The following is a 25,931-nucleotide window of genomic DNA, read 5'->3' on the forward strand; positions in this document are numbered from 1 at the left end:
TTCCAGAAATAGGAGCAATTTTACTGCCATTATAACCATTCTAGTATATCACATATTAGACGAATTTCAAGAAGTCAACGGCGAAGAGAATAATTTCCGCCAAGCTGCTTTACCTTGTCCCCCTGGTGGTTGTAGAAGACCACGGTCACCTTGACCTCCTGATCTGTCACATTCGTCTGTTCCAGCACAGCGTAGGTGGGAACATCAAATCCCCGCGGCAGCTGCAGGCTGCCCGGATTGAGAAACAGAATCCCCCTCTCCACCCCGCACACGGGAAAGTGAGAGTGACCGAACAGGACTACGTTTGCCCCCACCTCTTCCGCGCGGTAATGCAGGCGCAGAAGCGAGCTTTTCACGCCAAACAGGTGGCCGTGCGTTTGGAAAATGCGCAGATCGTTCCACTCCGTTTTCCGTTCCGCCGGTACGTCCTTGGCCGTGTCGCAGTTGCCTTTTACCAGATGCATGGAACGAAACGGCTCCCTGCTGTGGTCAACGCAAAAATCCCCGCAATGAAAGATTTGATCTGCGGCATGGCGGGCGACGACCTGTTTCACCTCACGGATCAATCCGTGCGTGTCGCTCATGATGAGAATGCTCACGCTTACTCCCCCTTGATCTTCTCCATCAGACAGCGAAGGGCCATGGACCTGTGACTGATGCGGTTCTTCTCCTCCGCGGACAGCTGGGCCATCGTGCGCATTTGTTGCGGCAGGAAAAACACAGGGTCGTAGCCAAATCCGTTCGTTCCCGCAGGCTCGTGCACGATGACGCCTTCACAATGGCCGCTTGCCACGATCGGCTCCCTGCCCGGCTCAACCAGCGCCAGTACGCAGCGGAAACGGGCAGTCCGCTTCTCCAACGGCACTCCTGAGAGTTCTTTTAGAAGCTTGCGCCAGTTCTCCTCGTCGGTAGCCGTCTCTCCGGCGTACCGGGCAGAGTAGACGCCCGGCCTCCCTTCCAGTGCGTCCACTTCCAGCCCGGAGTCGTCACCGACAGCAGCTACTCCCAAATAGGCAGAGATGGTTGTCGCTTTTTTCAATGCGTTTGCCTCAAAGGTTTCCCCGTCCTCCACCACTTCAGGTGCGTCCGAAAACGCGTCCAGGCTGACTGCTTCCCAACCCAGATCGGCGAACAGGCGGTTAAATTCCCGAACCTTTCCCTGGTTTCTGGTGGCGAGCACGATCTGCTTCGGGTTAGACATGGCTCTCCTCCGCAACGGCCGACGCTTTCGGTACCTCCGTCGGCATGAAGTGAAGCGGGACGTCGGCAAGCGCCTGCTTTTGGCTTTCAATCAGCGCTTCAATGCCCTTTTTCCCAAGACTGAGCATATCCTGCAGTTGTTCTCCGGTAAACGGAGCTTCTTCGCCCGTTCCCTGCAGCTCGACAAATTTCCCTTGTCCGGTCATGACGATATTCATGTCCACGATGGCCGAAGAATCTTCCTTGTAGTTGAGATCCAGCATCGCTTCTCCCTCGATGACGCCAACCGAGGTCGCGGCGAGAAAATCAAGGATTGGCAGCTGCTTCCAGGTGCCGTTTTCCACCAGCTTGTGCATCGCGTCCACCATAGCCACGTAGGCGCCGGTAATGGAAGCGGTACGTGTTCCGCCGTCAGCCTGAATGACGTCGCAATCAAGCCAGATCGTCCGCTCCCCCATCGCTTCCAGATGTACCACCGAGCGCAGGGCGCGTCCGATCAACCGCTGAATTTCCATTGTTCTGCCGCCCACCTTGCCTTTCGACGATTCACGCGGGTTGCGGGTTTCCGTCGCTCGGGGAAGCATGGAGTACTCGGCTGTTACCCACCCTTTGCCGCCGCCGCGCATGAACGGCGGAACGCGATCCTCCAGCGTTGCCGTACAGATTACCTTGGTGTCTCCTACTTCGATCAGGCAAGAGCCTTCCGCATGTTTGATGTAATTGCGCGTAATCTTCACAGGGCGCAATTGATCGTTGGCACGACCATCATGTCTCATTCCATGTTCCTCCTTCTTACTGGCTACCCTGCGCCGGGATGCTTCCGCACGCAAGCCAGACCCGGGTGCCCGTAGGGTACTGCATCGTCGCGCCCCCTCGTCGATCTGCTGCTTTGGCAAGCGACATCCGGGTGCCCTTTGGGTGCTGCACCTCTTTCGTAAACTTTGCTCATTATACCAAACGCAGGAAACCTTCTGCCACTCTCGCAAAATGCTTTCTACATGTTTACGAACAACTTCGACAGCTTATGAACCTTTGTTAGCATTTCATTAAATAGACATCTAATTAGGTTGAAGTGTTCGGTCGACCATTGCCTTCACAATAATAAGGGCGATGGAGACTGCTCCTAAACAAAAAGGGCTGCCGAGACTTTCTCGACAGCCTGAGCGCCATCACGGCGCGCTTTCTTTTTCACGTGAGCGGGAACGGGTGGGTATATTAAAATTGCATCGGGTTGACCTGCACGGGACGATCAACCGGCTTGGTAAAGTCGAAGCTGCCGCTCGTCAACGGCTTGCCTTCGACGAGCACCTGCACCTTTTTCGCACCGGTGCTCTCCGTCAGCGACAACACCAGGGATTCCAGCGCTTCCGGACTGGCTTCCTTGCCGTTGTCGTACTTGAGGATGTCATCACTCAAATCGACTTTCACCAATCCGGCTTCATTGCTTACATCCAGCACCTGGGTCGTGCGCAACAGCGAGCTGTACAGCGGCGAACCTTCCTTAGGCCCTTTGATCAGCTCTTCCACCACGGCTTTGGCGACGTTGTCCGTTTGAGGAATGAGGCGGGTCACCGGCACATAGTAGGTGCGCTTGTCGTCCAGCTGTCCCTGGAAGTAAACCGTAACCGGAGTCGTTCTGCCTGGTTGGGCGCCTTCCGCCAGCTCCAGGTTGATTCCGTGGTTGCGGCCCAACTGGGAGAGAGGGGTACTGTCGACCGGCATCTCCGTCAGCGGATTTCCGTTAATCCAGATCTGCACGCTTTTCACGTTTTGGAATTCTGTCAACGAGCGGGACACCGCGTCCAAAATCCGCTTTTCCTCTTTTGGATCATACTGTTTGAACTCTTTGGAAAAGTCGACCGTGGCTACGCCGTCCTTGATCGTCATGCCGAGTACTTTTGTGCCCTCCGGCAGAACCGCCGAGAAGCCGTTCGGCAGCATATTGTCCACCGGTCCGCCCTTTACCATGTAGGTGAGAACCTGTTTGGCGGAGCCCTCTTCCTTGGGCAGCGTCAGAGAAACCGGCACCACGTAGCCATTTGCGTCCAGCAGGTATACGGTTCGGTCAACCGATCCCTGAACCGCTGCCGCGTCTGTTCCACTGTTGTTCGTTGGAAGCGCATCCGCCCCTTCGAGCGCCACTTCAGATTGAGGGGGTGGATCGATACTGGTCGCCTCTTTTTCCGGCCCAAAGAGACCGCACCCCGAAAGTAACACGGCACTCACCCCAAGCACGGCCGTCATTTTGCCGATGCGTCGCATTTTCATGATTCCCAGCCTCCTCAAGACACTTTGTACTACCATGTATACGAGCATGGCTTGGGTTTATGCTTGATTGTCCCGAAAAGAGTTGCTTGAGAAGGAGGGGGGGTTATGATTGAAACGATTTTTCCAGCACCTGCCGTTTAACGGTTAGATTGCGTCCGAGCCATTCCTCGGCTATTTCTCGGAATTTTTCTTGGTCTCCGCTTGTCATAAACAGATGGTCAGGCGAATGGAGCAGTGCCGGTGGAAATTCCGTCTGTCCGCTGCACAGAAGGGACGACAGTTCTCGCGCCGTCTCCTCTGCCGAGCTGATCAGCCTGATGTCTTCTCCCAGCACCTCTTGAATGACCGGAGCCAGCAGCGGGTAATGCGTGCACCCCAATATCAGGGTGTCCAGCTCTTCGTGACGAAGCTGACCAAGTGTTTTCGTTACAGTCTCCCGCGCTTCGTCGGTTCGCTGCATGCCGCGCTCCACCAGCGGAACGAAGGCAGGACAAGCCAGCCCCACCACGTACAGATCCGGGTGCAGGCGCAGCAGGGCATGCTCGTACGCTCGCGTGCGGATGGTGGTCTCCGTGCCGATCACGCCGATCCGTCCCGTTTTGGAAGCCATCACGGCTGCCCGTGCTCCAGGCTCGATTACCCCGATGACAGGAAGATGCAAACGCCGTCTCGCTTCCCCGAGTACCACCGCGGTTGCCGTGTTGCAGGCAATCACCAGTGCTTTCAACGGGAATTGCAATACGTAATCAATCATCTGAAAACTGTAGGCACGTATTTCTTCGGGCGTTTTTGAACCGTACGGACAGCGGGCATTGTCGCCAAAATACAGGATTCGTTCGTTTGGCAGCTGTCTCATCACTTCTCTGGCAACCGTTAATCCTCCCACACCTGAGTCGATAATGGCTATGGCTTGTTGTTCACTCATGAGTCGTTTCTCCCCTGTTGTGATATCTCTCTTCCATCAGCATAGCACTAAGATTATCGGTGCTACTACCATATGCGCCAAGAAAAATTCTTGTACTCCGCGAATGCCGCACCTCCTCTGGGCGAACATCATATCATGAGGGGGGAAAGGTTTATGTCTTCGAGGAGGAATCGCGTTGGAAGAGAAAGTGAGACATCTGATTGACTGGAGTCAGTGGGGGCGCCAGTGGATTGACTATTTGCGAAAAAAGCCGCCAGTCGCTTCCGAACTGGAACGCCATCTGCACAAGTTTGAAGAGGCCTTTACTCAGGTCGGGCGCAAGGCAAGCCAGTATCCAGGAAAAGGAAACGGGGAGCAGGACATCCTCCGCTTAACGGCAAAAGCGGAAGATATCCAGAAGCAGTTCCATCAATTCTTGCGCCTCGTTCAGGAGAACAGCCAGGATGACTTCCAGGCAGAGGCTCCCGTTTCTCCGGCTCAACGGCAACAGCCGGTGCCGGTACTGAGGCCGGTGCCGATCGGCGGCCACACACTGCCGCCGCTGCCGTACTCGTACGATGCCCTGGAGCCTTATATCGACGCAGAGACGATGCGTATCCATCACGACAAGCTGCACAAAAACTACGTAGACAACCTGAACAAAGCAGAAATGATGCTGGCTCGAGCCCGTGCCACCAACGACTTTGAACTCGTCAAGCACTGGTCAAGGGAATTGGCCTTCAACGGTGCGGGCCACTATCTACACACCATTTTCTGGCAGGTAATGAGTCGTGGCGGAGGGGGTGTCCCGCGGGGGGAATTGGCGGAGCAAATCATTCGCGATTTTGGCTCATTTGAGGCGTTTAAGCGTCATTTCTCCCAGGCTGCCGAGAAAGTGGAGGGCGGGGGTTGGGCCATTCTCGTCTGGTCGCCACGGGCGCAGCATCTGGAAATCCTGCAGGCGGAAAAACACCAAAACCTTTCCCAATGGGATGTGGTACCGCTTCTTGTACTGGATGTCTGGGAGCATTCCTACTTTCTGTTGTATCAGAATCAGCGCGGGAAGTACATTGATGCCTGGTGGAACGTAGTAAACTGGCCCCACGTCCAGGATCGGTATTTGCAGGCGCGGCGCCTTCGGTGGCAGCCGTACTGACACAGAAAAACCCGCCCGTCGTTTCGGGAGGGTTTCTTGTTTGCAAAAGTTGGATGTTACGGATGCGGTGTCGCTTTTTTCAATGCATCTGCTTTTTCCCAGCTGATAAACGTGTCTTCCCACATCACATGACAGAGGTCCCCTTCGACGCCAATCACGATTCCTTTGGCGCCGTCCAAGGAAAATACGACGGTATCTCCCACGGCAAACATCTCATGTTACCCGAGCCTAAAGATGATCCCGTGACCACCTTTAGGGTACACCCATTTGATGTTTTCATAGGGACAGCCGATCCGGCAGCTGCCGCATTCGTGACAGCCTTCATATCCGACGTGCATGCGTATCTCTTCCCATTTGTACACCTCGGCCGGACAAAAGATCGTACACAATTTATCCGGGCATTTCGTCGCACATACGTCAAAGTCCAGCACATGCAGGTGAGACTCCGTATCCGCCCGGAAGCGGACGAGGTACTGCTTTTCCTCGATGGATTGACCCTTTGGCAGTTCACTCATCACTTCATCACCCTCCACGCCTGCATAAGATCGCGAGCCATTTTGAACTTCTCTTTCGCCGAACCCATGTCACGCCAGATTTTCTTCTGCTTCTCCCACTTGGAACTGCCGTCTACAGTGAACATCTGGCTGGCCGCCCGGTTCATCATCGGAATGTACTTCTCAAAGTACTGCGGGAACTTTTCAAAGTGGTGAGTGGCGTCCTTGTACTTTTTCAAATCCTGCCCCACAAAGCTGTTGAGCAGATTAACGCGGTAGGAGTCCAGCATCTTTTCGGAGAAGTCGCCGGCCTCTTTCGCCTGCAGAATCGTCTCGGCCGCAAGCACTCCGGAGGTCATCGCCATGTTGGAGCCCTCGCGATGGATCGCATTGACCAGCTGGGCCGCATCCCCCACCACCAGCACACCGTTCCCCACTACTTTCGGCATGGAGTGATAGCCTCCCTCGGGAATGAGGTGAGCCAGGTACTCCTGCTGCTCGCAGCCCTGGATATAAGGGCGGATCATCGGATGTTTCTTGACGTAGTCGAGCAGCTGATGGGGTTTGATTTTGTTTTTGATCAAACCCGACAGCATCGTGCCGACTCCGATGTTGAGACTGTCCTTGTTGGTGTAGAGCCAGGCTGTGCCGAGAATGCCTTTGGTGGAGTCGCCGAAAATCTCGATGGTACACCCCTGGTCTCCCTCCAGGCTGAAGCGGTCCTCGATGATCTTGCGGTCCAGCTTCAGCACTTCCATGACGGCGAGCGCCACTTCGTCCGGGCGGAATTCCTTGTGGAAGCCAAGCCCTTTGGCCAGGAGAGAATTCACTCCGTCAGCCAAAACGACGACATCTGCATGGATGTCTCCGTCCGGGCGATCCGTGCGCACTCCAACTACTTTGCCGTTTTCCACGATGCATTCCAGCGCCACGGTTTCATTGACCAAAAGCGCCCCCTGCTGCACGGCCTTGTCGGCAAACCACTGGTCAAACTTGGCTCGCAGGACCGTAAAGTTGTTGTACGGTTCCTGAGCCCACTCCAGCCCTTTGTAGCTGAAAGTAAGCGCAGATTCCTTATCCAGCATCATGAAGCGCTGCTCCACAATGGGTCGTTCCACCGGCGCTTCCTTGTAAAAACCGGGAATGATGTCCTCAAGCATTTTGCGGTAGAGGACGCCGCCCATGACGTTTTTGGAACCGGGATACTCCCCCCGCTCCAGCAAGAGAACGCTGGCGCCTGCCTTCGCAAGTGTATAGGCGCACGAGGTTCCGGCCGGACCGGCGCCGACCACGATCACATCAAACTTTTCCGCCATATTGAACCTCCCTGTCCAACACACGTTGGAACTCTTCGATCAGGATGGGCACCACTTCGAATGCATCACCGACGATGCCATAGTGGCACGCCTGGAAAATGGGCGCGTCGGGGTCCTTGTTGATCGCGATGATCAACCCCGAGTTCTGCATCCCGACCAGATGTTGAATGGCGCCGGAGATGCCGATGGCAAAGTAGATTTTTGGCGTCACCGTCACGCCGGTTTGTCCAACCTGATGAGGATGCTCGATCCAGCCCGCTTCCACCGCATCACGACTGGCCCCTACTGTCGCTCCAATCACTTCGGCAAACTGGTGAATCAGTTGAAAGCCGTTCTTGCTGCCCAGACCTTTGCCGCCCGCGACGATGATATCCGCATCGTCCAATCGCACCTTTGCCCGTGACTCGCGGACGATTTTCAACACCTTGGTACGAATGTCTTCCTCGCGAAGCGCTATCCGTTCCTCGACGATTTCACCGGTGCGCGAATAGTCGGGGGGCATTGCTTTCATCACCTTTGGCCGCACGGTCGCCATTTGCGGCCGATCCTTTTTGCACAGAATCGTCGCCATGATATTGCCGCCGAAGGCTGGACGACTCGCCTCCAAGAGTCCCGTCTCCGCATCGACATCGAGCAGCGTGGTGTCAGCGGTCAACCCCGTTGCCAGATCGGTTGCTACCGCGCTGGCCAGGTCTTTGCCGGTAGAGGTGGCTCCGTAGAGGAAGATCTCGGGCTTGTATTTCTGCACCGCTTCGATGACCGCACGCATAAACGATTCCGTCCGGTAGTCACGGAAGATCGGGTCGTCGTATACATACACGATGTCTGCCCCAAAATGTATGGCGGTCTGCGCCAAGTGTTTCACGCCTTCTCCGATCAGCACGCCGGCCAGCGGCACGCCCCGCTTGTCAGCCAGCTTTCGTCCCGCTCCCAGAAGCTCCAGGGAAACGGGAGCGATGCCGCTGTCTTTTTGTTCCAGAAACACCCACACGCCGCGATAATCCTGCAGATTCATGCTCCTCCCCCCTTTACCCGGAACAGTTCTTTTTTCTCAAGCAACACGTCCATCAGCCGCTTCGCCTGTTCCCGCGGCGAGCCTTCCAGCCGTTCGCCCCCTTTTGGTTTTTCCGGAGGCCATACCTTGGCGACGATCGTGGGAGAACCTTTCAGTCCCAACAGCGTGCGATCCACCTCTTGCAGATCGTTTACCGACCAGATTACAGGCTGGTAACGGGCCGCGCGCAGCATGTTGGGGAGTGGCGAATAGGGTACCTCGTTGATCTCCTTTTCCACCGAGAAGAGGCAGGGAAGAGTGGACTGGATCACCTCATATCCGTCTTCCAGCTTGCGGTGGACGATGGCAAATCCCTTCTCCTTGTTGATTTCCACCACCTTCTTCACACTGGTCAGCGGAGGCATGTCGAGCCGGCGGGCGATGCCCGGCCCCACCTGTCCGGTATCTCCGTCAATCGTCATCTTGCCGCAAATGACCAGATCAATCGGCTTTTCTTTTGCGATTTTTTCCAACGCCTTCGTTAAGGCATAGCTGGTTGCCAGCGTATCGGCACCAGCAAATGCCCGATCCGTGATCATGTAGCCTTCATCCGCGCCGATTTCGATACATTTCTTGATCGCCTTGACAGCCGGGGGCGGCCCCATCGTCAGGACCGAGACGGTACCGCCGTACCGTTTTTTCAGCCGGACCGCCTCCTCCACCGCGTGGGTGTCGTACGGGTTTAAAATCGCAGGCGCGCTCGATCGGTCCATCGTGTTTGTTTTGGGATTCATCTTGATGATTTTCGTATCCGGCACCTGTTTGATACAGGCCACAATGTGAAGCATTTGTAATCTCCCCCTTGCCAAATGCCTAACGGTTTGCCTATCAATCTTTCACAAAGGTTGTCTCATTTTCAAAGGTATTACCGGACATGCCTTCTTAGACCAAGAAAACCCAGCCGACTTTAGCTAACGCTGGTGTCGGCTGGGGCCCCGAACCCTTTCCTTGTGGCTGTATTCGATGTCCCAATGTTATAAATTCTTATATACATACCAAAAAAACCTCTCTTTCCTACCGGAAAGAGAGGTTTCATTCGCTTGAGCAGCGGGGGGAGATTCACCGCCGGTTTTCACTTACACATCCTGCCATGGGATTGGGCGAGCCGCAGGAATGGGGTACTGCTCGTCCTGATTCCCCGCTCCCGCTCTGGCTTTTTCAATCGACCCGACAGGCAGCGTGTTTTCCACTTCATAGATTGCATCCGCTCTGTCCTTTTGTTCAGGCATTCCGGGTCACCTCCTCACTCTCCTATGATGTGTTCTTGATCCAAAGGACATGCACGGCACATAGGGAAAGGCCTCCCTTTTTTGGAGGGAGGCCTTCTTCATTAATCGCGTTTGGAGAACTCAATGGTAGCGTCAGTGTAGTTTTTGCCTACTTTTTTCAGCTTGAATTGCAGACCGAGCTGTGGAAGCACTTTTCCGATTTCCGGCACCTCCGGCAAGGAGTAGTCATTCCCGTCGTAGAATACACTTACACCTTTCAACGGCCCGTAATCCATGGTCCCAAAGATGTAATCCAATTTGATACCGGAAGTCTTGTCAAAGCTGAAAGCGGCGTCGTTTACTTGATAACGGTCACCGGCAATCTTCGCTTCGTTCCCCTCGTCGTTGTCCCAATAGTGTACGCGTTGATGTGCATCGACCACTCCGAGCATACCGTAGCCGGGATGCTCACCCGTGTGGTTGTCTGCAGTCTTGCCGTAGCGGCCGTCATAGTACCAAACCACCATGCCGCGATCGTACGCGAAGAACGTGTCGTTGCGGCGGTAATGCTCCAGACCTTTGTCAACACCTTCATAGGAACGAAGCTCAACCAGGTAATAGGCGTCAAACAGCTTGCCTTCACCATCGAAGTGAATGAATCCATCCAGTTCAAACTTCGGCGTCCCTTCGCCGTCATCACTGAAAATGGTTTCACCGTCTGCGATCACTTCAAAGTTGTCCAGATAGAAACCTGGGAGTGCCAGACCGCCGTCAGTCACGTAGTTGAATTCTACTTGAATCTTCTTGCCGACAAATTCATTCAGGCTGATCTCTTCTTTTTCCCAACCGTCTGTCTCGTCATCCCACACTTGTACTTCTTTCCTGTCACCGGTCTCGGCATCGATCACGTTGACATAGAGGTAGTCGTAGCCGGTTTCGATCTTTCTCCAGGAATCAAACTCCATCGAAGCGCTCGATGCTCCTGTCAGATCGATAATCTCAGAGACCATCTTGGTATTCAGATCGTCCCCTTCATCGGAGAAGTACGAATAGTCGCCGTCCTTCGGTTGAATCGGCGGCTCTTTTTCCACCTGCGGCATGTTGATTTTTACCACTTTGTTGTATTTGGAAATACTGGATGCATCACTGATCGTAACGGACTTTTTCCGTTTGTCCAGGTCTTCGTGGTCAATCACCACAGGCTTGATCCAGTTGCCACCGTACATTTCCTGCAGCATCAGCTTGGACCACGGATCGAATCCTGTCGGTTCTGTACCGAGGATTTTACCATTCCAGCTTCCGGAAGACATCACCGACCATGAACCAACGGGAGAGCCTTTACCGCTGCCGATCGTGTCGTACAAGTCCGGAAGTCCCAGGTTGTGTCCGTATTCATGGACGAATACGCCTGACGCCCCATCCTCCGGTTGAATCATGTAATCATACGCTTTCAGACTGGTACCCGGAATCTCAACGGGCCTTCCGATTGTCCAGCGGTGGGACCAGATTGCGTCGTCATCCTCGCCCGTCTCTTCACCCACTCCGGAGTGCACGATCATCAGGTTGTCCAGCAGGCCGTCCGGTTCCATCAAATTGCCGTCGCCGTCGATATCGTATGGATCCCGTTGGTCGTACTCGTCTTCCTTGCCCTGAATGGCTTCCCCGACCGCTTCCAGCGTTTCTTTTACCAGTTCACGAGGATGTGCGTCGTTGCCGTATTCGTCGTTTCCGCCGTAATACTTGTGATCGTTCTCCGCTTGCAACCAAGGCGTGACTACACCGTCTACCGTCCAGGTGTAACCGGACTGCTCATAGTAGTATTTGGCCATGGTCGTCATCGAAGTGCCTTCCGGCGTCTTGTATCCTTTTCGGTTAAACAGCATGTTTTCGTAATGCTTTTGGTTAAAATCTTTCGTCCACACCGAGTCGTTCGCCTTCGGAAGTTCGTTGTGCTCCTTGTCGGAGAACTCGATCAAGGCTACGACGATATTGTCTGTATGCAACCTTTTGCTGCTGCGAAGTTGTTTCTCGTCCTTCAACTTCGAAACTTCTCTGGAGGTTTTTTGCAATGCCGATTGCTGATTCTTGAACGCCTTCTGACCGAATGAGGTGGACTGGTCGATGCCGTGAGGAACATGACGATCCTCAAGGAACTCTTTGACCGCCTCTTCAATCTCGTCAGGATCAGCGTTCTTGTCGATCTTTCCACGATCCTTCAACGCGTTTACCAACCGATCATAGTTGATGGTTGCCAAATCGACGTGCTGTTCATGCTTGTCCTCTTTCGATTTGGATTTTGCCGCACCCGCATCAGGCTGAGCGAAGAGAGGAGTCGCGACCAATGCCGTAGAAAACAAGATGGATAATAGCTTGCGAGACTTCTTCAAATGATTCACCTCTTCTTGTTTTTATCGTCGGAAAATTACGAAGAGTCGCCTAATCCAACTATTTCTAATTATGACATTATATTTCATATAAACACAAATAAACTTTTTCGACAAAAAATACCTTATTATAAAAATGAAAAAACCTCCCTCTCTTCACCAGAGAAGAAAGGAAGGCCGCGATTAGAAAAAGTTCATGCTCAGATAACGCTCCCCGGTATCAGGAGCAATACAAACCACTCTTTTTCCCGAACCCATGCGCTCGGCAACCATGATGGCCGCAAATACAGCAGCTCCGGCCGAAGGTCCTGCCAAAATCCCTTCCAACGTAGCCAGCCTTTTCATGGTCTCGATCGCTTCCTCATCCGCGATTTGCACGATCTCATCATAAATGTTTGTATTGAGGATTTTCGGAATAAACCCGGGGCTTGTTCCCACCAGCTTGTGCGGACCTGGTTTTCCGCCTGACAGTACCGGAGAGCCCTTTGGCTCAACAACCGCGATAAACAGTTCAGGCAGCTTCTCCCGCAGCGTCTCACCCGTTCCTGTAATCGTTCCCCCCGTACCCGCTGTCGCGATAAAAGCATCCAGTCGCCCTTCCATTTGCTCGTAGATTTCTACTGCGGTTGTCGTGCGATGGATGTCCGGATTGGCTTTGTTTTCGAACTGATGCGGAATAAAGCTTCGCGGGATCTGCTTTTGCAATTCCAGTGCTTTTGCGATCGCGCCCGGCATCCGTTGTTCGCTCGGAGTCAGCACCACTTCGGCGCCGTACGCTTTTAACAGGTTGATCCGCTCTTTTGACATATTGTCAGGCATTACGAGAATCGCCCGGTAGCCCTTGGCTGCAGCATTCATCGCCAATCCGATTCCCGTATTTCCGCTCGTCGGTTCGATGATGGTGTCACCCGGTTGAATCAGTCCTTCCGCCTCTGCGGTGGCAATCAAATTAGAGGCTGCACGATCCTTTACACTGCCGGAGGGATTGTACTTCTCCAGCTTGACAAAGACATCTGCCGCTCCTTTCGGGACCATCCGGTTTAGACGGACCATGGGAGTGTTCCCGATCAGTTCGGTGATATTTTGATAGACGCTCATAGCGACCTCCTGCCCTGCATTTATCCCTAGTAATAGTATAAGAATACTATATATTATGGGCAAAAAAAATCCTCCCTTCCATTCGCAAGGGAAGAAAAGGGAGGGTTGGGTGGGCTGGGTTCAAATCTCTAACTCACCAAGTCGAACGAGTTCGACTACTGCTTGAGACCGACCTTTAACACCTAATTTTTGCATGACATTGCTGATGTGATTGCGCACAGTTTTTTCGCTGATGAAGAGTTGTCCAGCAATCTCTTTGGTTGTCTTATCTTGGACCAGGAGTTCAAACACTTCTCTTTCGCGGTTCGTTAACAACGGCTTGGTTTGGTCGCTACCCTTCAATCGTGCCACCCCTCCTTGTGGGCTCTACAGGAACAAGGTTGAGGGATTTACAGTCACCTTATCCTATGTAGGGGGGTGGGTGATGGTGCCGGAATTTAAGGGATTTTAGGCTTTTGCCTTACATCCTATTCAGAAATTGGGCAATGGGTTCCACCGCACCCCGATCAAATAAACGGAGCACGGTGGTAGGTATGCTGGAATCGGTCGCGCAGCCCTTTCGCAAGCAGGGTAAAGGAGCTGATGGCGAAAATAAAGGCTGCGAGCGGCGTCATGTAAATCCAGGTGTGGGCGCTGTAGATGAAGCCGCGATACGATCCCAAAAGCCCGGCCCACTCGTGGGTAATGGAATGATAGATGACCGGATCCGTGGTCATCTTGGTGCCGCCGACAAACAAATTGAACATCCCCAAAAGACCCATCAAAGTCATAACGGCGATGATCTCCATGACAAAAATCACGGCGATCTGTTCCTTCAGATGAGGCAGAATGTGGCGGAAGATGAGCTGGCTGCGTCCCGCTCCGAGAGAGGTAGCCGCCAGAACGTACTGCATTTCCTTGATCTGCTCCGTTTTCTGACGAATGGAAGAGACGACGCTGGGAATACCGAGAAGCGTCACCAGTGAAATGAAAATCGTCACCAACGCCGCCGTTGACAGTTCCGAGTTGATATTGATTCCAATCAGGAGGAAATAAACCGGAATAAAAATCGGAATATAGCTCCAGGCGTTTTCGATAGAGATCCACCAACGCTGCTGCCTCTCCTGCATGCCAATGTACAGTCCGATCAAGGTACCTGCCACAACCCGCAGGAACGCAACGGCCATGGTCACGAATACGGTGTAGCGCGCGCCGTGCAGCAGCAGCGTGAACAGATCATAACCCCACTTGTCGGTTCCGAACAGATGATCCTCGGATGGAGGCAGCGGAGGTGAAATGATCACGGTTTTGCCGTTCACCGTTTCATTGCGCAGCTTTTCCTGAAAATCAACCTCATACGGGGCTACATACGGTCCCAATATTCCCAAACCTATGAGAAACAGCACCAGGATCGAGCCGATCCACAACGATATGTTCATCCGACTTCGCATAGAAAAACCTCTCTCCATTGTTGATCGTCTATTCGGAATATTATTTGTACACCACGACGCGTTCGAACAGATACAGAATGCCTCGAATCAGCAGATAGACGAGAATCGACAGAATGATGATTCCCATCAGGCCCATGACGGCCGCGTTGAACTGGTAAGGGCTATATTTGCTGAAGATAAAGCGCGTCAACCCGACTACATTTAACGAATACTCCACGATAAAAAGGTTGGCCACCGTGATGGCAATTGCTTTTTTCAAATCGGCCAGCAAAAACGGCAGGATGTTTTTGTACACGTGATGAACAAGTACGTGCCAAATGCCCATCCCTTTGGCCAATGCGGTTTTGATGTAGTCCTCTCCGCCGATTTCAGCGTATTTGAGGCTCACGACTTTCAGGAGAAAAATGGTGGGGCCAATCGCCAAAACCGCCATCGGGAACCAGTTATTCGAGGCGTCGCTCGTCGGAGAAAGGGTAATGATACGGATATCCGTCCACTTGTAAAAGTTGACGGCGGCTAAAATGGAAAAAAGAATGAGGATAAAGTCCGGTATGGTGGAGAGGATGTCCAAGACGCGCTGAAAGTGACGGACAGCCCCGAAGCGTTGCAAAAACAGTCCAAACAACAAAGCGGCCACCACAGCGATGAAAACGCTAAAGAACAGCAGTTCAAACGAATTCTGGGCAAACGGCAGAATGTCGTTGGCAATTTCTCTTTCGGTCTCGCCGACATAGTAAACGCCAAGCGAGCCGCCTGCGATTTTTTCAATCAGGTAAACCGTTCGGCTGACCACTCTCTCCGGTTCAAATACGACCTCTTCTTTTACGGTGTACAGCATCAGCGGCCCGCCGCACACGACGATGACCAGAAAAAAAATTCCCATTATTTGTTTGATGTATGTAAACAAATGATACCCCCCTTACTACTTCAAAAGATACACGATCTCGTAAAAGGCGACCACACGATAGAGAATATTTTATCATTTTTTATAATTCTATCATTTCTGCATACGATTGCCATAATAAGAGGAAACGCTCTGCTGCGAGCAGAGCGACGATCCCTTTGTTATTTGGCGACGATCACCTGGATTTCCATTCGTCCCATCTCGCTCAAATTGAGGGGGACGGAAAGAGCTTCGCTGCCTTTTGACGAAAACATTTCATAATTCTGAACTATTTCGGGCGGAGTAATGTCAATCGTCATGCCTTGATTGTACAACAACGTACTGGCGTTTCCTGAGATCATGTTGCCCAGTTCGGATATGGCGCTCTTCCCCATTTCATCCATCTCACTGACGGGAAATCCGCCCATCATGGCAGAGACGATTTTCAGGGCTACTTCATTGTGCAGTCCAAAGATCACGTCCCCTTCAAACTGGCCGGTCATGCCGATGCGAATCCATGTATGGTCGACGTGAAACGTGAGTTCTCTTTGCACGACCTCTCCCTGCGTAACAGACACATTGCAAAATTGCTGAATAACGGTGGACGCTGACTCCAAAAACGGATTAATGTACTGGACTTTCATCCGTAAACAGTTCCTTTCCCAGGTAATTGAGCCTTTTAGGCTCATTATAGTGTCGAAATTTGGAAGAAACAAGCACTTTACAAAAACTTATCGATCGTCAATAAAAGTGGGTACAACATTCGGGAACCATCGGGCAACATCTGCGTCTGTCCGCGCCGTGTAGATTCGGCAGCATGTGCGAAGGTCAAGCACTTTCACGCCGACTTCATGGCTGCTCAGCTGCCAAAGCGGATCAGGCAGGTTTTGAAAGGCAAAAACCGTGTCACCAAAGGCAAGGCACTCACCCAAACAGCGATGCGCGGGATACGCGTGGCTCGCCTCCAGCAGGTGGACCGGCTCCAGACCGAATCGTTCCAGCAAGTGCTGCCGATCCTCCAGCTGATCCCCGCGCTTTCTTGATACGCCCCGCCGTGGCGACAGAATGGGGTACACCTGTAATACATATTCCCAGTTAATCCCGTGAAAAAACATGGAAAATCCCTCCAAAATATCGAGCTGAGCGGGGCACGTATAACAAAAAAGGATGCCATCGACATCCTTCTCCATGTCTTCATCGTTTTTTGCCGATAATAAGCATTTCCCCATGAGCCTCCCGTCCAAGGGCATCGGTGGCGATCACAGTCAGTTTCTGCTTGCCTTCCTTGATCCCGACGAGCGGAAGACGGAAGTCCCCGCGGTCACTGACATCAGCCTGCAGTCGCTGGTCGTCGTAGAAAAAATGCAGGCGGACCGCTGTAGCTGCTATCACTTTTCCCTGAACGAGAAGCGATTCACCTATCTTGCCCTCCGCGCTTTTCTGCGGCAGTTGAACGGAGGGCGCAGGAAGCGGTTTGGCCTGGTAGGTGTACCGCTGCTCCCCGTGGTTCAACACCAGTGTTCCGGCGTTGGTGTCCGCATAGGCGTAGATGACAAGGCTGCTTGAATTGCCAGCCGCGTCTTTTCCTTCCAACAGCACGCGATTTTCACCCTGCTTAAGCGACAGCGCATGAACCATGTTTTTCAAAACGGGCTTCTCCAATTGGTCTTCTTCCCAGCTGGACACGATCTGACCGTTGACGGTTGTCTGTCCCTTGTAGCTGGCGTCGCGGTAGCTAAAGCGTATCGGCGCCAGCATCTGTTTGGTCGCCGCATCAAAGGAAATCTCTTCGCTGCCGTCATTTTGGAAAACAAGCTGCGGAGCCGTTGCATCCACAATGACGCGCTGGGTAAAGTGGCGCGTATTCCCAAATGCGTCGCTGGCGGCGTACGTGACGTAATTGAGCCCCTCCGGCAAATGCAGGATGGTCTGAAACGAACCGTCCGACCCTACTTTTACCGGTTGTTTGTTGACCGCAAGCCTCACCCGATCCAGCATGTCTTCGCCGCCAATGCGTCCGTATACCGCTACATCCGGCTGCCGTGAGACCAGTACCTGCAAAAAGAGGTCATCCGGAAACTCCACAAACGGCGGGACGACGTCACTTTTGCCGTTTACGTGCACCACGGTCAGGTTGCCGGCAAAATCAAAGGCGACCAGGGTTACTTTTTTGTTCGGCTGGCTGACAATGGCGCTTGTCTCATGAGCAGAGTAGGGGCCTCCCGTCTTTTTCCCGTTCACGTAAAGGAGGTATCCCTGCACGTCCTTGTCCCGGCTGCTCCACTGTACCTTGTTCCCGATGAGCGATGCGGATACTGCCGGAGCTTTGGTGTCTACCCGCACGGGAAGCGTCAGGGATTGCCAGTTGGTGTTTCGCCCGTCAATTTTTGCTCGGACAACAAACTGGTAGGCACCGTCCGGCACAGGTACGTACTCCCCTTTTTCCATCGAATACATCTTGCCGTCCCAGCTCCAATGCTCCCGTTCGGTGTAGTAGTACGGCGTCCCGAGCTTGGATTGGTCAAACTTGGTCACCTTTTCGTCCTTCACCAGTGATCGCACCAGCTTGCCGGCGCTGTCCGCCACGTCAATGGTCACCTGTTTGGCGTTGCGCAGGAAGGTGATGGATGGCGCTGCCACGTCGTAATGACCGTCTCCGTTGGGAGAGAAGGCGATTTTACCTGGGTCTATCTGAACGCCGCCATCTTCATTGACGCCGGTGACACCCAGATGGTCGCGGTACTTCCACTTGTCGTTCTCCTTGTCATGGTACCAGGTCGTCTTCACACCTGTGCGGTTCTCCTGGCTGGCCTCTTCCCACATCGGAGGATCCATCACACGCGGTTCATCCCAGTCGCCAAAGAAGCCGTAATAGGGAACTCGCAGCAAGGGAAGATCCGTGTCCGTCGGCTGAAACGCGATATAGCCCTCGGCGAAGCTGTTGCGCGGAGCGTCTTTGGGAATCAGCAGCGTCACTTTTACCTCTGCCCGCTTCCCTGGTTCCACCGTCACCTGCTGGCTGGAAAATTGCAACTTCGCTCCCGCCATCTGCACATCTGTCAGCAGGTTTACCCCGTCCCTCTTTAGGTCCGTCAGCACGCCAAATTCATCCCTGATCTGATAGGTGATCGGTTTTTTGCCGAACTTGTTGTCCACGTAGACCGAAAAGGTCGTCGATCCGCTCACCTCGCCAAGAGACACACCTGCCTTGCCCCGACGATCCGTGATGATGACGGGAGTTTGAATCGCCTTGGCGATCTGAAGCATGCCGGCCCCTTGTACACGCGGACTATAAGGAAGCATCCCTGACCGGCTGCCGTCGGATGCGGAGGCGATTTCACTCGGATTGAGAATCGGCTGGGCCGTATTCATCGCGGCCGCTTTCATCGTTTCCACCAACGCCCGTCCCTGCAGATTGCGCCCCTGTTTAAAATACGCCTGCTTGATCAAAGCCATGCCGCCAGCCACATGAGGCGTGGCCATGGAGGTCCCGCTTTTTACCGCATAGTCAGACTCTCTTACGGTAGAGAGAATCCCTCCCCCCGGAGCGGTAATCTCCGGCTTGAATTGCAGGTCGGGCGTAGGTCCCCAGGATGAAAAGGAGGAGACGGTACCGCCGTTCGGATACGGCATCGGGTTCTGCGCGTACTGACCGTCAAACGTAACTGTTATCTTCTTCCCCCGCTTCAACGCAGCTGCCAGCCCTTCTCCCATCTGCTGGAGAATGGAGACGGCAGGTATGTTCTTCGCGTTGTCCGCGCTGATGATCAGCGGTCCGGCCTGGTTGTTGTAAATGATCGCTCCCGTTGCGCCAGCTTCCTTGGCCAGACGCAGTTTTTCGTCAAAGGAAATGTCTCCCCGCTCCAGGAGTACCACTTTGCCTTTCACGGAGACATGGTAGTCCTCCTTCTTTCCCTTGCCCATGTAGATAAGGGGATAAGGACGCATCAGTGCGTCGAGGGGATTCAGCGCATGGCCGTTGGCCGCGTGACTGTGCAAGTAGACGACGCGGTCGACGTTTGGCACACCGTCGACGGAAAAGCTGTATCCGGCGAGTGTGGTTGAGTTCGCGGATGCGACGGCAAACGCATCGGGAGCCAATCCTGGAGAGCCGATCATGGCGACATCCGGGTTCTGCGCCTTAACCTTGTCACTGCCGAAGTAGCCGTCGTTCCCCGCTGCCGCCACCACGATGACGCCGTTGTCCACGGCGCGTTTGATCGCGTACTGCTCGGTATTGGTGTCGTCCACGTAGCCTGCAGACGATCCCAGGCTGAGGTTGATCACGTCTGCCTTTTTGGCGATCGAGTCGTTGATGGCAAACAGGATGGATTCGCTTAAACCGGGCACTTCACCCTGGTAGTTGCTGAACACTTTCTGACTCAACAGCTGGGCTTCGGGTGCCACCCCTTTTACCTTGCCGTTGGCCGCCACGATTCCGGCCACATGAACACCATGCTGGGACTCTCCCACGTCCTCGGTGATCTGGTTGCGGTCGGCCCAGTTGTATCCGGGAATGACCTTCTGACTGGAACCGGTTTTCTGCTGCGCCAATCGCTTGTCGCGGGGCGGCGACAAATCAGGGTGCTTCGGGTTAATACCGGTGTCGATGACGGAAACCAGCATTCCTTCCCCTCTTACCTCTGCTTCCTGCCAGGCTTTGGGAGCCTGGATCATTTCCAGCGCGGAAACGGGCGGCGACGTCACCTGCTCCCCGAGCAGCACGTGTTCTGTCTTCGCCCATTCATCTGCTCCGGCTGAATAGACACCCGTTCGTCCATCTGCTGAGGAAACCGCGGAAGGATGCAACCGGACATGGCCCAAATCGTGCCGCACCTGTTGTGTAAAGGAGGCGTAGGGTTGCAGCGGTTTTGCGTCCAGATCCGCCACCGTTTCTCCTTTGTATACCGTCTGTGCAGGAAGCAAAGACATCGCCAACAACGCACAAGCAATCCGTTTTTTCATCTTCTGCCTCCCCTTCTGAAAGAGCATCCATTTCTTTCAGTGTTCCATCAGAGGGGAAGCGGTATTCCCTTATCCAGCCAAATTACCCATCCGGCAAAACTGTTGCTCCCCCGGACTGGGTCCCAAAACAAAGACACCCCCTGCCGAAATTGGAACCGACAGGGGGGTGTGGTCATTACGAGAAGAAGAACTGCTTCAACGCGTATTTTGTGGTTTCTTTGTTCATGTGGGCGATGGAAGTGGTGAGCGGAATGCCTTTTGGACAGGACTGCACGCAGTTTTGCGAGTTACCGCAGTCGGCGATGCCGCCGTCTTCCATCAGCGCTTCCAGACGCTCGTGCTTGTTCATCGCACCGGTTGGATGCTGGTTGAACAAGCGCACCTGGGAGATCGCAAACGGTCCGATGAACGGAGATTTTTCGTTTACGTTCGGGCACGCCTCCAGGCAGACACCGCAGGTCATGCACTTGGACAGCTCGTATGCCCATTGACGATCTACCTCCGGCATGCGTGGGCCTGGTCCAAGGTCGTGCGTGCCGTCGATCGGAATCCACGCCTTGACGCGCTTCAGCGCATCGAACATGCGGCTTCGGTCGATAGACAGGTCGCGCTGAACCGGGAAGGTGCTCATCGGTTCCAGGCGAATCGGCTGCTCCAGCTTGTCAATCAGCGCGGAGCACGCTTGGCGCGGTTTGCCGTTGATCACCATCGAACAGGCGCCGCATACTTCTTCCAAGCAGTTGGATTCCCAGTTTACCGGTTTGGTCTTTTGTCCTTGCGCGTTAACCGGATTGCGTTGGATTTCCATCAACGCACCGATCACGTTCATGTTCGGACGGTACGGGATTTTGAACTCTTCTTTGTAAGGAGTGCTGTCAGGACTGTCTTGACGGGTGATAATCAGGTGAATCAATTTGTCGGCCATGATCAGTTCCCTCCCCTCTTATTTCTTTTTGTCAGACGTGTAGTCACGCTTGCGCGGCGGAATCAGCGAGATGTCTACGTCTTCATAGTAGATTTCCGGAGCTGTCGTCTCCGCGTTAAATTTCGCCATGGTCGTTTTCAGGAACCGCTCGTCGTTGCGTTCCGGGAACTCCGGCTTGTAGTGAGCACCGCGGCTTTCGTCGCGCATCAGAGCACTGATGGTAATGGCGCGGGACAAGACAAGCATGTTCCACAGATGACGGGTAAAGGAAGCGCCGGAGTTGCTCCACTTTTGCGTATCGTTGATGTTGATTTTCTTGTAGCGCTCCATCAGTTCCTGAATCTTCTCGTCGGTCTTCTTCAGACGGTCGTTGTAGCGTACGACGGTGACGTTGTCGGTCATCCATTCGCCCAGTTCCTTGTGAATGACGTAGGCGTTTTCCGTGCCGTCCATTTTGAGAATGTTGTCGTACTTCTCCTGCTCTTTCTTGGTGAAACCGTCGTAGAGCGTGGAGGAAAGGTCGTCGGATGATTTTTCCAGACCGTTCATGTATTCAATCGCTTTCGGCCCCGCTACCATACCGCCGTAAATCGCGGACAAGAGCGAGTTGGCACCGAGGCGGTTTGCGCCGTGCTGGGAGTAGTCGCACTCGCCGGCAGCGAACAGACCCGGAATGTTGGTCATCTGGTTGTAGTCGACCCACATGCCGCCCATGGAGTAGTGAACAGCCGGGAAAATTTTCATCGGAACCTTGCGCGGATCGTCCCCGACGAATTTTTCGTAAATCTCGATAATGCCTCCGAGCTTGACATCGAGTTCTTTCGGATCCTTGTGGGAGAGATCCAGGTACACCATGTTCTCGCCGTTGATCCCCAGCTTCAAGTCAACACAGACGTGGAAGATTTCACGAGTCGCAATGTCGCGCGGTACCAGGTTTCCGTACGCCGGATATTTTTCCTCGAGGAAGTACCACGGCTTGCCGTCCTTGTACGTCCAGACGCGGCCGCCTTCACCGCGGGCGGACTCGGACATCAGGCGGAGCTTGTCATCCCCTGGAATGGCTGTCGGGTGAATTTGGATAAACTCCCCGTTTGCATAAACAACACCTTGCTGGTAGGCGATGGAAGCAGCCGTACCGGTGTTGATGATAGAGTTGGTTGACTTTCCGAAAATGATACCAGGACCGCCGGTTGCCAGGATAACGGCGTCTGCACGGAACGAAACGATTTCACCGGAACGCAGGTTTTGCGCGGTAATCCCACGGCATACGCCATCGTCATCCAGCACGGCTCCGAGGAAATCCCAGTATTCGTACTTGGTTACCAGACCTTCCGTCTCAAAACGACGCACCTGTTCATCCAGCGCGTAGAGCAGCTGTTGGCCTGTCGTAGCGCCGGCAAACGCCGTACGGTGGTGCTTGGTTCCCCCGAAGCGGCGGAAGTCCAGAAGCCCCTCAGGCGTACGATTGAACATGACGCCCATCCGGTCCAGCATGTAAATGATGCCAGGTGCAGCGTCACACATCGCTTTTACCGGTGGCTGATTGGCGAGGAAGTCTCCTCCGTAAATGGTGTCGTCGAAGTGCTCCCATGTCGAGTCGCCTTCCCCTTTGGTATTAACCGCACCGTTAATACCGCCCTGCGCACAGACGGAGTGAGAGCGTTTAACCGGAACGAGGGAGAACAGATCGACAGGAACCCCTTTTTCTGCTGCTTTAATGGTGGCCATCAAGCCGGCCAGACCACCACCGACAATAATTAATTTACCTTTTGCCATGAATGCGTCCCCCTATCCCTATTGAATAAATGCCGACATCGCCCGCAAGCCGATGATCGAAACGATCACGAAAATACCCATGGTGAGGTACGTGGCGAAACGCTGGGACCGTGGACCGACAGTAATTCCCCAGTGAACGAGGAACGACCAGATACCGTTGGAGAAGTGGAATACCGCGCTAAGAATTCCAATGGAGTAGAAGACAACCATCAACGGATCGCTTAGGATGTTGGCCATCATTTCGTAGTTCACTTCAGCGCCCAGTGCTTTTTGCACACGAGTTTCCCAGACGTGCCAGGCGATAAAGATGAGTGTGATGATACCGGTAATGCGCTGCCACAGGAACATGTGGTTGCGGAAGTAGCCGTAGTTGGTTACATTGTGTTTCGCCTGGAACGCAATGTAGAGACCGTAAACGGCGTGGAACAAGAGTGGAATGTAGATAAAAATGAATTCGACTGCAAGCAAGAACGGAACATGCTCAATCATGCCAACGACCTGATTGAACGCTTCAGGCCCTCGGGTTGCCTGGAAGTTCGCAGTCAGATGGAATACCAGGTACAGCCCGATTGGAAACAATCCAAGCAGAGAATGAAGCTTGTGGTTTAAAAAGTGATGGCCTTTCGCCATACATGGGTCCCCCCTTCAATTGTTATGTAATGTCGTTTTTGTATACCTTTCTCCACTATCCTAACCGATTGCCCGTTACGTTAGACATGCCCGGACAGCTTGTACACAACCGCGGCATTTCCATCCAGAAACGTAGCAAATTATGTCGGAAAACGGAAAAAAGTTGGGCAAAACTTTGACCAAAACAATTGTACTCCTGTCTCTATACAGCGTCAAGACAATGGTTAGACTTGTTCTATTGTTGGAATAGTTTGACGAATCAATCCTTTTCTATAAATCTGTCATAAGCTTCTCCCATCTCTCATAGTCTAGTAACAACCAGAAGAGAAAGGGAGATCTCAGACATGAAACACCCCGATCAACTCGCATCCCTTCTGTCCCCTGGGGTCATTCCCTACGCAGAGAGGATCAATATGCCCTACCTCGGATATCACCTGCTGCGAGAGACCATCACCACAAAGCTGCTGGGCGAGAGTGAGGCCCCGATTCTCTACTGGATGGGGAAGGATCTCGGCAGACAGATAGCCGTCCAAACGGCGAACGGGTTGGTGCTGCCGTTCATCCGCCTTGGGCTGGGAAAACTGGAACTGCTCGAGGAAAGTGAGCGCCATTTTCGTTATCGCTTGTTTCATTCCATCTACTCCTATATGACCCCGGAGCGGATGAGCCGTGCGCTTTCCCTGGAGTGCGGAATCGTCGCCGGAGCCATTGGGCGATTGCGGGAACAGGACGTGGAGACCCGTCTGGAACTGGAGGAGGAGGGCAGCGTCATCATTTCGGTCAGCTTGTCCTGATCGCTGCAGTGAAAAACCCCTCTTCCCGCCAGAGAAGAGGGGCATCCCCAATCGGTCTACAGACCGTGTACGACAGCCTGCTCCGCCACGTCCAGTCCGTAAGCGGTGTGCAGTGCACGCACCGCCAGTTCGGTATGCTTCGCCGGGATCACGCAGGACACCTTTATGTCGGAGGTGGAGACCATTTTAATGCTGATCTCGTTCTCGGCGAGTACGCGGAACATATCTGCCGCTACCCCCGGATTGTTAACCATGCCGGCGCCTACGATGGACACCTTGGACAATCCTTCTTCGTGATCCACTTTCTCGAATCCGAGGTTTGCCTGATTGCGTGCCAGTGTGTCCAGCGTTTTCCTGAGGTCATCGGACGCAACCGTGAACGAAATGTTGGTTACAGCCGCATCATAGGAGCTTTGGATGATAATATCCACGTTGACCTGATTGTCTGCCAGGGTATTAAACAACCGAGACAGCGTGCCGACGCGAGCGGGCATACCCACAACCGTCACCTTTGCTACGTCTTCATCATGCGCTACACCGCTAACCACTCTTCCTGTCTCCATATTGGCAACCTCCTCTACGTACGTACCTTCTTCCGGCGTAAAACTGGATCGGACGACCAGTCGAACCTTGTATTGTTTCGCAGCCTCCACAGAGCGAGGGTGCAGGACGCCTGCTCCCAGGTTGGCCAGCTCCAGCATCTCGTCATAGGAAATGCTGTCCAGCTTTTGTGCTGCCGGCACAACTCTGGGGTCCGCCGTGAAGACACCTGAAACGTCCGTAAAGATCTCGCATTTGTCCGCGTTCAGGCTTGCTGCCAGGGCGACCGCCGACGTATCCGACCCGCCGCGGCCCAGCGTAGTGATCTCTCCTTCTTCACTGATCCCCTGGAACCCTGCTACGATCACCACACGCCCGCGCTTCAGTTCTGATTGAATCCGGCCGTTGTCGATATGCTTGATGCGCGCCTTGCCATGCACCGATTCTGTCGTAATACCGGCCTGCCAACCTGTCAGAGAGATGGCGTCATAGCCCTTTTGATGCAGGGCCATCGCCAGCAGCGCGATGGATACCTGTTCACCGGTGGCAAGCAGCATATCCATTTCACGCTCTGACGGATAGGGGGAAAGCTGTTTTGCCATATCCACCAGGACGTCCGTCGATTTTCCCATCGCGGATACCACGACGACCATGTCGTGACCCGCCTGTTTGTATTCAATAATCCGATCCGCCACTCGCAAAATGCGTTCAATGGTACCTACCGAGGTACCCCCATACTTTTGCACGATCAACCCCATGCTGGCTTCTCTCCCTCTCACGTATTCTCTCTAGATCGTTTCCATGTCTCTTTTCCATTATAAAAAAAGCATCGATTGAAGCCCTCTCGAAGAAGCTGGTTCTTCGTTAGAGGAAACTTTTTATGCGTTCCGGAACGTTTATTTCAGG

The 25,931-nt window shown here is 53.6% G+C and carries 25 protein-coding genes; 2 read left to right on the forward strand and 23 right to left on the reverse strand.

The features are described 5' to 3' along the window. Positions 1 to 74 precede the first annotated feature (74 nt). From ACE99V_RS14645 to racE, 5 genes are all read right to left on the reverse strand, one after another. Entirely contained in the window at positions 75 to 599 is a 525-nt protein-coding gene (locus ACE99V_RS14645) for a metallophosphoesterase family protein (RefSeq protein WP_400491973.1), read from the reverse strand. 2 nt (positions 600 to 601) lie between these two features. After that, positions 602 to 1,201, reverse strand: coding sequence for an XTP/dITP diphosphatase (locus ACE99V_RS14650; protein ID WP_400491975.1), 600 nt, complete (start codon positions 1,199 to 1,201; stop codon positions 602 to 604). Beyond that, on the reverse strand, positions 1,194 to 1,976 hold the full coding sequence (gene rph / locus ACE99V_RS14655) for a ribonuclease PH (protein WP_400491976.1): 783 nt from the start codon (positions 1,974 to 1,976) through the stop codon (positions 1,194 to 1,196). Before rph ends, ACE99V_RS14650 begins: the two co-directional genes overlap by 8 nt. Before the next feature lie 439 nt (positions 1,977 to 2,415). Then, a complete protein-coding gene (locus ACE99V_RS14660) occupies positions 2,416 to 3,468 on the reverse strand; it encodes a GerMN domain-containing protein (protein ID WP_400491977.1) in 1,053 nt (350 codons plus the stop codon). A 103-nt stretch (positions 3,469 to 3,571) separates the two neighbouring features. Next, complete coding sequence (racE, locus tag ACE99V_RS14665) at positions 3,572 to 4,393, reverse strand: glutamate racemase (protein WP_400491978.1); 822 nt, start codon at positions 4,391 to 4,393, stop codon at positions 3,572 to 3,574. 175 nt (positions 4,394 to 4,568) lie between these two features. Between racE and ACE99V_RS14670 the strand changes: the two genes are divergently transcribed. Continuing rightward, on the forward strand, positions 4,569 to 5,528 hold the full coding sequence (locus ACE99V_RS14670) for a superoxide dismutase (RefSeq protein ID WP_400491979.1): 960 nt from the start codon (positions 4,569 to 4,571) through the stop codon (positions 5,526 to 5,528). 56 nt (positions 5,529 to 5,584) lie between these two features. On the opposite strand, the gene ACE99V_RS14675 is transcribed toward ACE99V_RS14670, so the two are convergent. From ACE99V_RS14675 to ACE99V_RS14755, 17 genes are all read right to left on the reverse strand, one after another. Beyond that, positions 5,585 to 5,731 carry a hypothetical protein gene (locus ACE99V_RS14675; protein ID WP_400491997.1) on the reverse strand — a complete coding sequence of 49 codons (147 nt, stop codon included), beginning with the start codon at positions 5,729 to 5,731 and terminating at the stop codon, positions 5,585 to 5,587. A 15-nt stretch (positions 5,732 to 5,746) separates the two neighbouring features. Beyond that, positions 5,747 to 6,043, reverse strand: coding sequence for a ferredoxin family protein (locus tag ACE99V_RS14680; RefSeq protein WP_400491980.1), 297 nt, complete (start codon positions 6,041 to 6,043; stop codon positions 5,747 to 5,749). Next, positions 6,043 to 7,338 (reverse strand): FAD-dependent oxidoreductase, encoded by a 1,296-nt coding sequence (locus ACE99V_RS14685; RefSeq protein WP_400491981.1) that lies wholly within the window; start codon positions 7,336 to 7,338, stop codon positions 6,043 to 6,045. Before ACE99V_RS14685 ends, ACE99V_RS14680 begins: the two co-directional genes overlap by 1 nt. Continuing rightward, complete coding sequence (locus ACE99V_RS14690) at positions 7,322 to 8,353, reverse strand: electron transfer flavoprotein subunit alpha/FixB family protein (RefSeq protein ID WP_400491982.1); 1,032 nt, start codon at positions 8,351 to 8,353, stop codon at positions 7,322 to 7,324. The genes ACE99V_RS14685 and ACE99V_RS14690 overlap by 17 nt, the downstream gene beginning before the upstream one ends. Next, positions 8,350 to 9,180: an electron transfer flavoprotein subunit beta/FixA family protein gene (locus tag ACE99V_RS14695; protein ID WP_400491983.1), complete on the reverse strand. Its 831-nt coding sequence runs from the start codon at positions 9,178 to 9,180 to the stop codon at positions 8,350 to 8,352. The genes ACE99V_RS14690 and ACE99V_RS14695 overlap by 4 nt, the downstream gene beginning before the upstream one ends. 288 nt (positions 9,181 to 9,468) lie before the next feature. Beyond that, on the reverse strand, positions 9,469 to 9,621 hold the full coding sequence (locus tag ACE99V_RS14700; RefSeq protein ID WP_400491984.1) for a hypothetical protein: 153 nt from the start codon (positions 9,619 to 9,621) through the stop codon (positions 9,469 to 9,471). A 101-nt stretch (positions 9,622 to 9,722) separates the two neighbouring features. After that, entirely contained in the window at positions 9,723 to 11,987 is a 2,265-nt protein-coding gene (locus tag ACE99V_RS14705; RefSeq protein WP_400491985.1) for an immune inhibitor A domain-containing protein, read from the reverse strand. A gap of 180 nt (positions 11,988 to 12,167) precedes the next feature. Then, the gene (gene cysK / locus ACE99V_RS14710; protein WP_400491986.1) at positions 12,168 to 13,082 is read right to left on the reverse strand and encodes a cysteine synthase A; all 915 of its coding nucleotides are present in this window, start codon (positions 13,080 to 13,082) and stop codon (positions 12,168 to 12,170) included. 120 nt (positions 13,083 to 13,202) lie between these two features. Beyond that, a complete protein-coding gene (locus tag ACE99V_RS14715) occupies positions 13,203 to 13,424 on the reverse strand; it encodes a helix-turn-helix domain-containing protein (protein ID WP_003387736.1) in 222 nt (73 codons plus the stop codon). 164 nt (positions 13,425 to 13,588) lie between these two features. Next, positions 13,589 to 14,512 carry an ABC transporter permease gene (locus ACE99V_RS14720; RefSeq protein ID WP_400491987.1) on the reverse strand — a complete coding sequence of 308 codons (924 nt, stop codon included), beginning with the start codon at positions 14,510 to 14,512 and terminating at the stop codon, positions 13,589 to 13,591. A 40-nt stretch (positions 14,513 to 14,552) separates the two neighbouring features. Then, complete coding sequence (locus ACE99V_RS14725) at positions 14,553 to 15,395, reverse strand: ABC transporter permease subunit (protein WP_400491996.1); 843 nt, start codon at positions 15,393 to 15,395, stop codon at positions 14,553 to 14,555. Positions 15,396 to 15,577: 182 nt separating this feature from the next. Then, entirely contained in the window at positions 15,578 to 16,039 is a 462-nt protein-coding gene (locus ACE99V_RS14730; protein WP_400491988.1) for a chemotaxis protein CheX, read from the reverse strand. Positions 16,040 to 16,126: 87 nt separating this feature from the next. After that, on the reverse strand, positions 16,127 to 16,510 hold the full coding sequence (locus ACE99V_RS14735; protein ID WP_400491989.1) for a hypothetical protein: 384 nt from the start codon (positions 16,508 to 16,510) through the stop codon (positions 16,127 to 16,129). A 79-nt stretch (positions 16,511 to 16,589) separates the two neighbouring features. Then, positions 16,590 to 20,360, reverse strand: coding sequence for a S8 family serine peptidase (locus ACE99V_RS14740; protein WP_400491990.1), 3,771 nt, complete (start codon positions 20,358 to 20,360; stop codon positions 16,590 to 16,592). A 175-nt stretch (positions 20,361 to 20,535) separates the two neighbouring features. After that, entirely contained in the window at positions 20,536 to 21,285 is a 750-nt protein-coding gene (gene sdhB, locus ACE99V_RS14745; RefSeq protein ID WP_400491991.1) for a succinate dehydrogenase iron-sulfur subunit, read from the reverse strand. A gap of 18 nt (positions 21,286 to 21,303) precedes the next feature. Beyond that, complete coding sequence (gene sdhA, locus ACE99V_RS14750; RefSeq protein ID WP_400491992.1) at positions 21,304 to 23,061, reverse strand: succinate dehydrogenase flavoprotein subunit; 1,758 nt, start codon at positions 23,059 to 23,061, stop codon at positions 21,304 to 21,306. A gap of 18 nt (positions 23,062 to 23,079) precedes the next feature. Beyond that, complete coding sequence (locus ACE99V_RS14755) at positions 23,080 to 23,691, reverse strand: succinate dehydrogenase cytochrome b558 subunit (protein ID WP_400491993.1); 612 nt, start codon at positions 23,689 to 23,691, stop codon at positions 23,080 to 23,082. A 344-nt stretch (positions 23,692 to 24,035) separates the two neighbouring features. On the opposite strand from ACE99V_RS14755, the gene ACE99V_RS14760 reads away from it, so the two are divergent. Then, on the forward strand, positions 24,036 to 24,485 hold the full coding sequence (locus ACE99V_RS14760) for a DUF2507 domain-containing protein (RefSeq protein ID WP_400491994.1): 450 nt from the start codon (positions 24,036 to 24,038) through the stop codon (positions 24,483 to 24,485). Between the two features lie 56 nt (positions 24,486 to 24,541). Here ACE99V_RS14760 and ACE99V_RS14765 read toward each other — a convergent pair whose 3' ends face one another. Beyond that, a complete protein-coding gene (locus tag ACE99V_RS14765; RefSeq protein WP_400491995.1) occupies positions 24,542 to 25,783 on the reverse strand; it encodes an aspartate kinase in 1,242 nt (413 codons plus the stop codon). Between the last annotated feature and the right edge of the window lie 148 nt (positions 25,784 to 25,931).

Origin of the sequence: Brevibacillus soli, from assembly GCF_044759095.2 — a bacterium.
Lineage (GTDB): Bacteria > Bacillota > Bacilli > Brevibacillales > Brevibacillaceae > JBIYSM02.

Coding starts and splice junctions, on each gene's coding strand:
- ACE99V_RS14650 (WP_400491975.1), bottom strand. CDS start 1,201: ATGTCTAACCCGAAGCAGATCGTGCTCGCCACCAGAAACCAGGGAAAG.
- rph (WP_400491976.1), bottom strand. CDS start 1,976: ATGAGACATGATGGTCGTGCCAACGATCAATTGCGCCCTGTGAAGATT.
- ACE99V_RS14660 (WP_400491977.1), bottom strand. CDS start 3,468: ATGAAAATGCGACGCATCGGCAAAATGACGGCCGTGCTTGGGGTGAGT.
- racE (WP_400491978.1), bottom strand. CDS start 4,393: ATGAGTGAACAACAAGCCATAGCCATTATCGACTCAGGTGTGGGAGGA.
- ACE99V_RS14680 (WP_400491980.1), bottom strand. CDS start 6,043: ATGAGTGAACTGCCAAAGGGTCAATCCATCGAGGAAAAGCAGTACCTC.
- ACE99V_RS14685 (WP_400491981.1), bottom strand. CDS start 7,338: ATGGCGGAAAAGTTTGATGTGATCGTGGTCGGCGCCGGTCCGGCCGGA.
- ACE99V_RS14690 (WP_400491982.1), bottom strand. CDS start 8,353: ATGAATCTGCAGGATTATCGCGGCGTGTGGGTGTTTCTGGAACAAAAA.
- ACE99V_RS14695 (WP_400491983.1), bottom strand. CDS start 9,180: ATGCTTCACATTGTGGCCTGTATCAAACAGGTGCCGGATACGAAAATC.
- ACE99V_RS14700 (WP_400491984.1), bottom strand. CDS start 9,621: ATGCCTGAACAAAAGGACAGAGCGGATGCAATCTATGAAGTGGAAAAC.
- cysK (WP_400491986.1), bottom strand. CDS start 13,082: ATGAGCGTCTATCAAAATATCACCGAACTGATCGGGAACACTCCCATG.
- ACE99V_RS14720 (WP_400491987.1), bottom strand. CDS start 14,512: ATGCGAAGTCGGATGAACATATCGTTGTGGATCGGCTCGATCCTGGTG.
- ACE99V_RS14725 (WP_400491996.1), bottom strand. CDS start 15,395: ATGGGAATTTTTTTTCTGGTCATCGTCGTGTGCGGCGGGCCGCTGATG.
- ACE99V_RS14730 (WP_400491988.1), bottom strand. CDS start 16,039: ATGAAAGTCCAGTACATTAATCCGTTTTTGGAGTCAGCGTCCACCGTT.
- ACE99V_RS14735 (WP_400491989.1), bottom strand. CDS start 16,510: ATGTTTTTTCACGGGATTAACTGGGAATATGTATTACAGGTGTACCCC.
- ACE99V_RS14740 (WP_400491990.1), bottom strand. CDS start 20,360: ATGAAAAAACGGATTGCTTGTGCGTTGTTGGCGATGTCTTTGCTTCCT.
- sdhB (WP_400491991.1), bottom strand. CDS start 21,285: ATGGCCGACAAATTGATTCACCTGATTATCACCCGTCAAGACAGTCCT.
- sdhA (WP_400491992.1), bottom strand. CDS start 23,061: ATGGCAAAAGGTAAATTAATTATTGTCGGTGGTGGTCTGGCCGGCTTG.
- ACE99V_RS14755 (WP_400491993.1), bottom strand. CDS start 23,691: ATGGCGAAAGGCCATCACTTTTTAAACCACAAGCTTCATTCTCTGCTT.
- ACE99V_RS14760 (WP_400491994.1), top strand. CDS start 24,036: ATGAAACACCCCGATCAACTCGCATCCCTTCTGTCCCCTGGGGTCATT.
- ACE99V_RS14765 (WP_400491995.1), bottom strand. CDS start 25,783: ATGGGGTTGATCGTGCAAAAGTATGGGGGTACCTCGGTAGGTACCATT.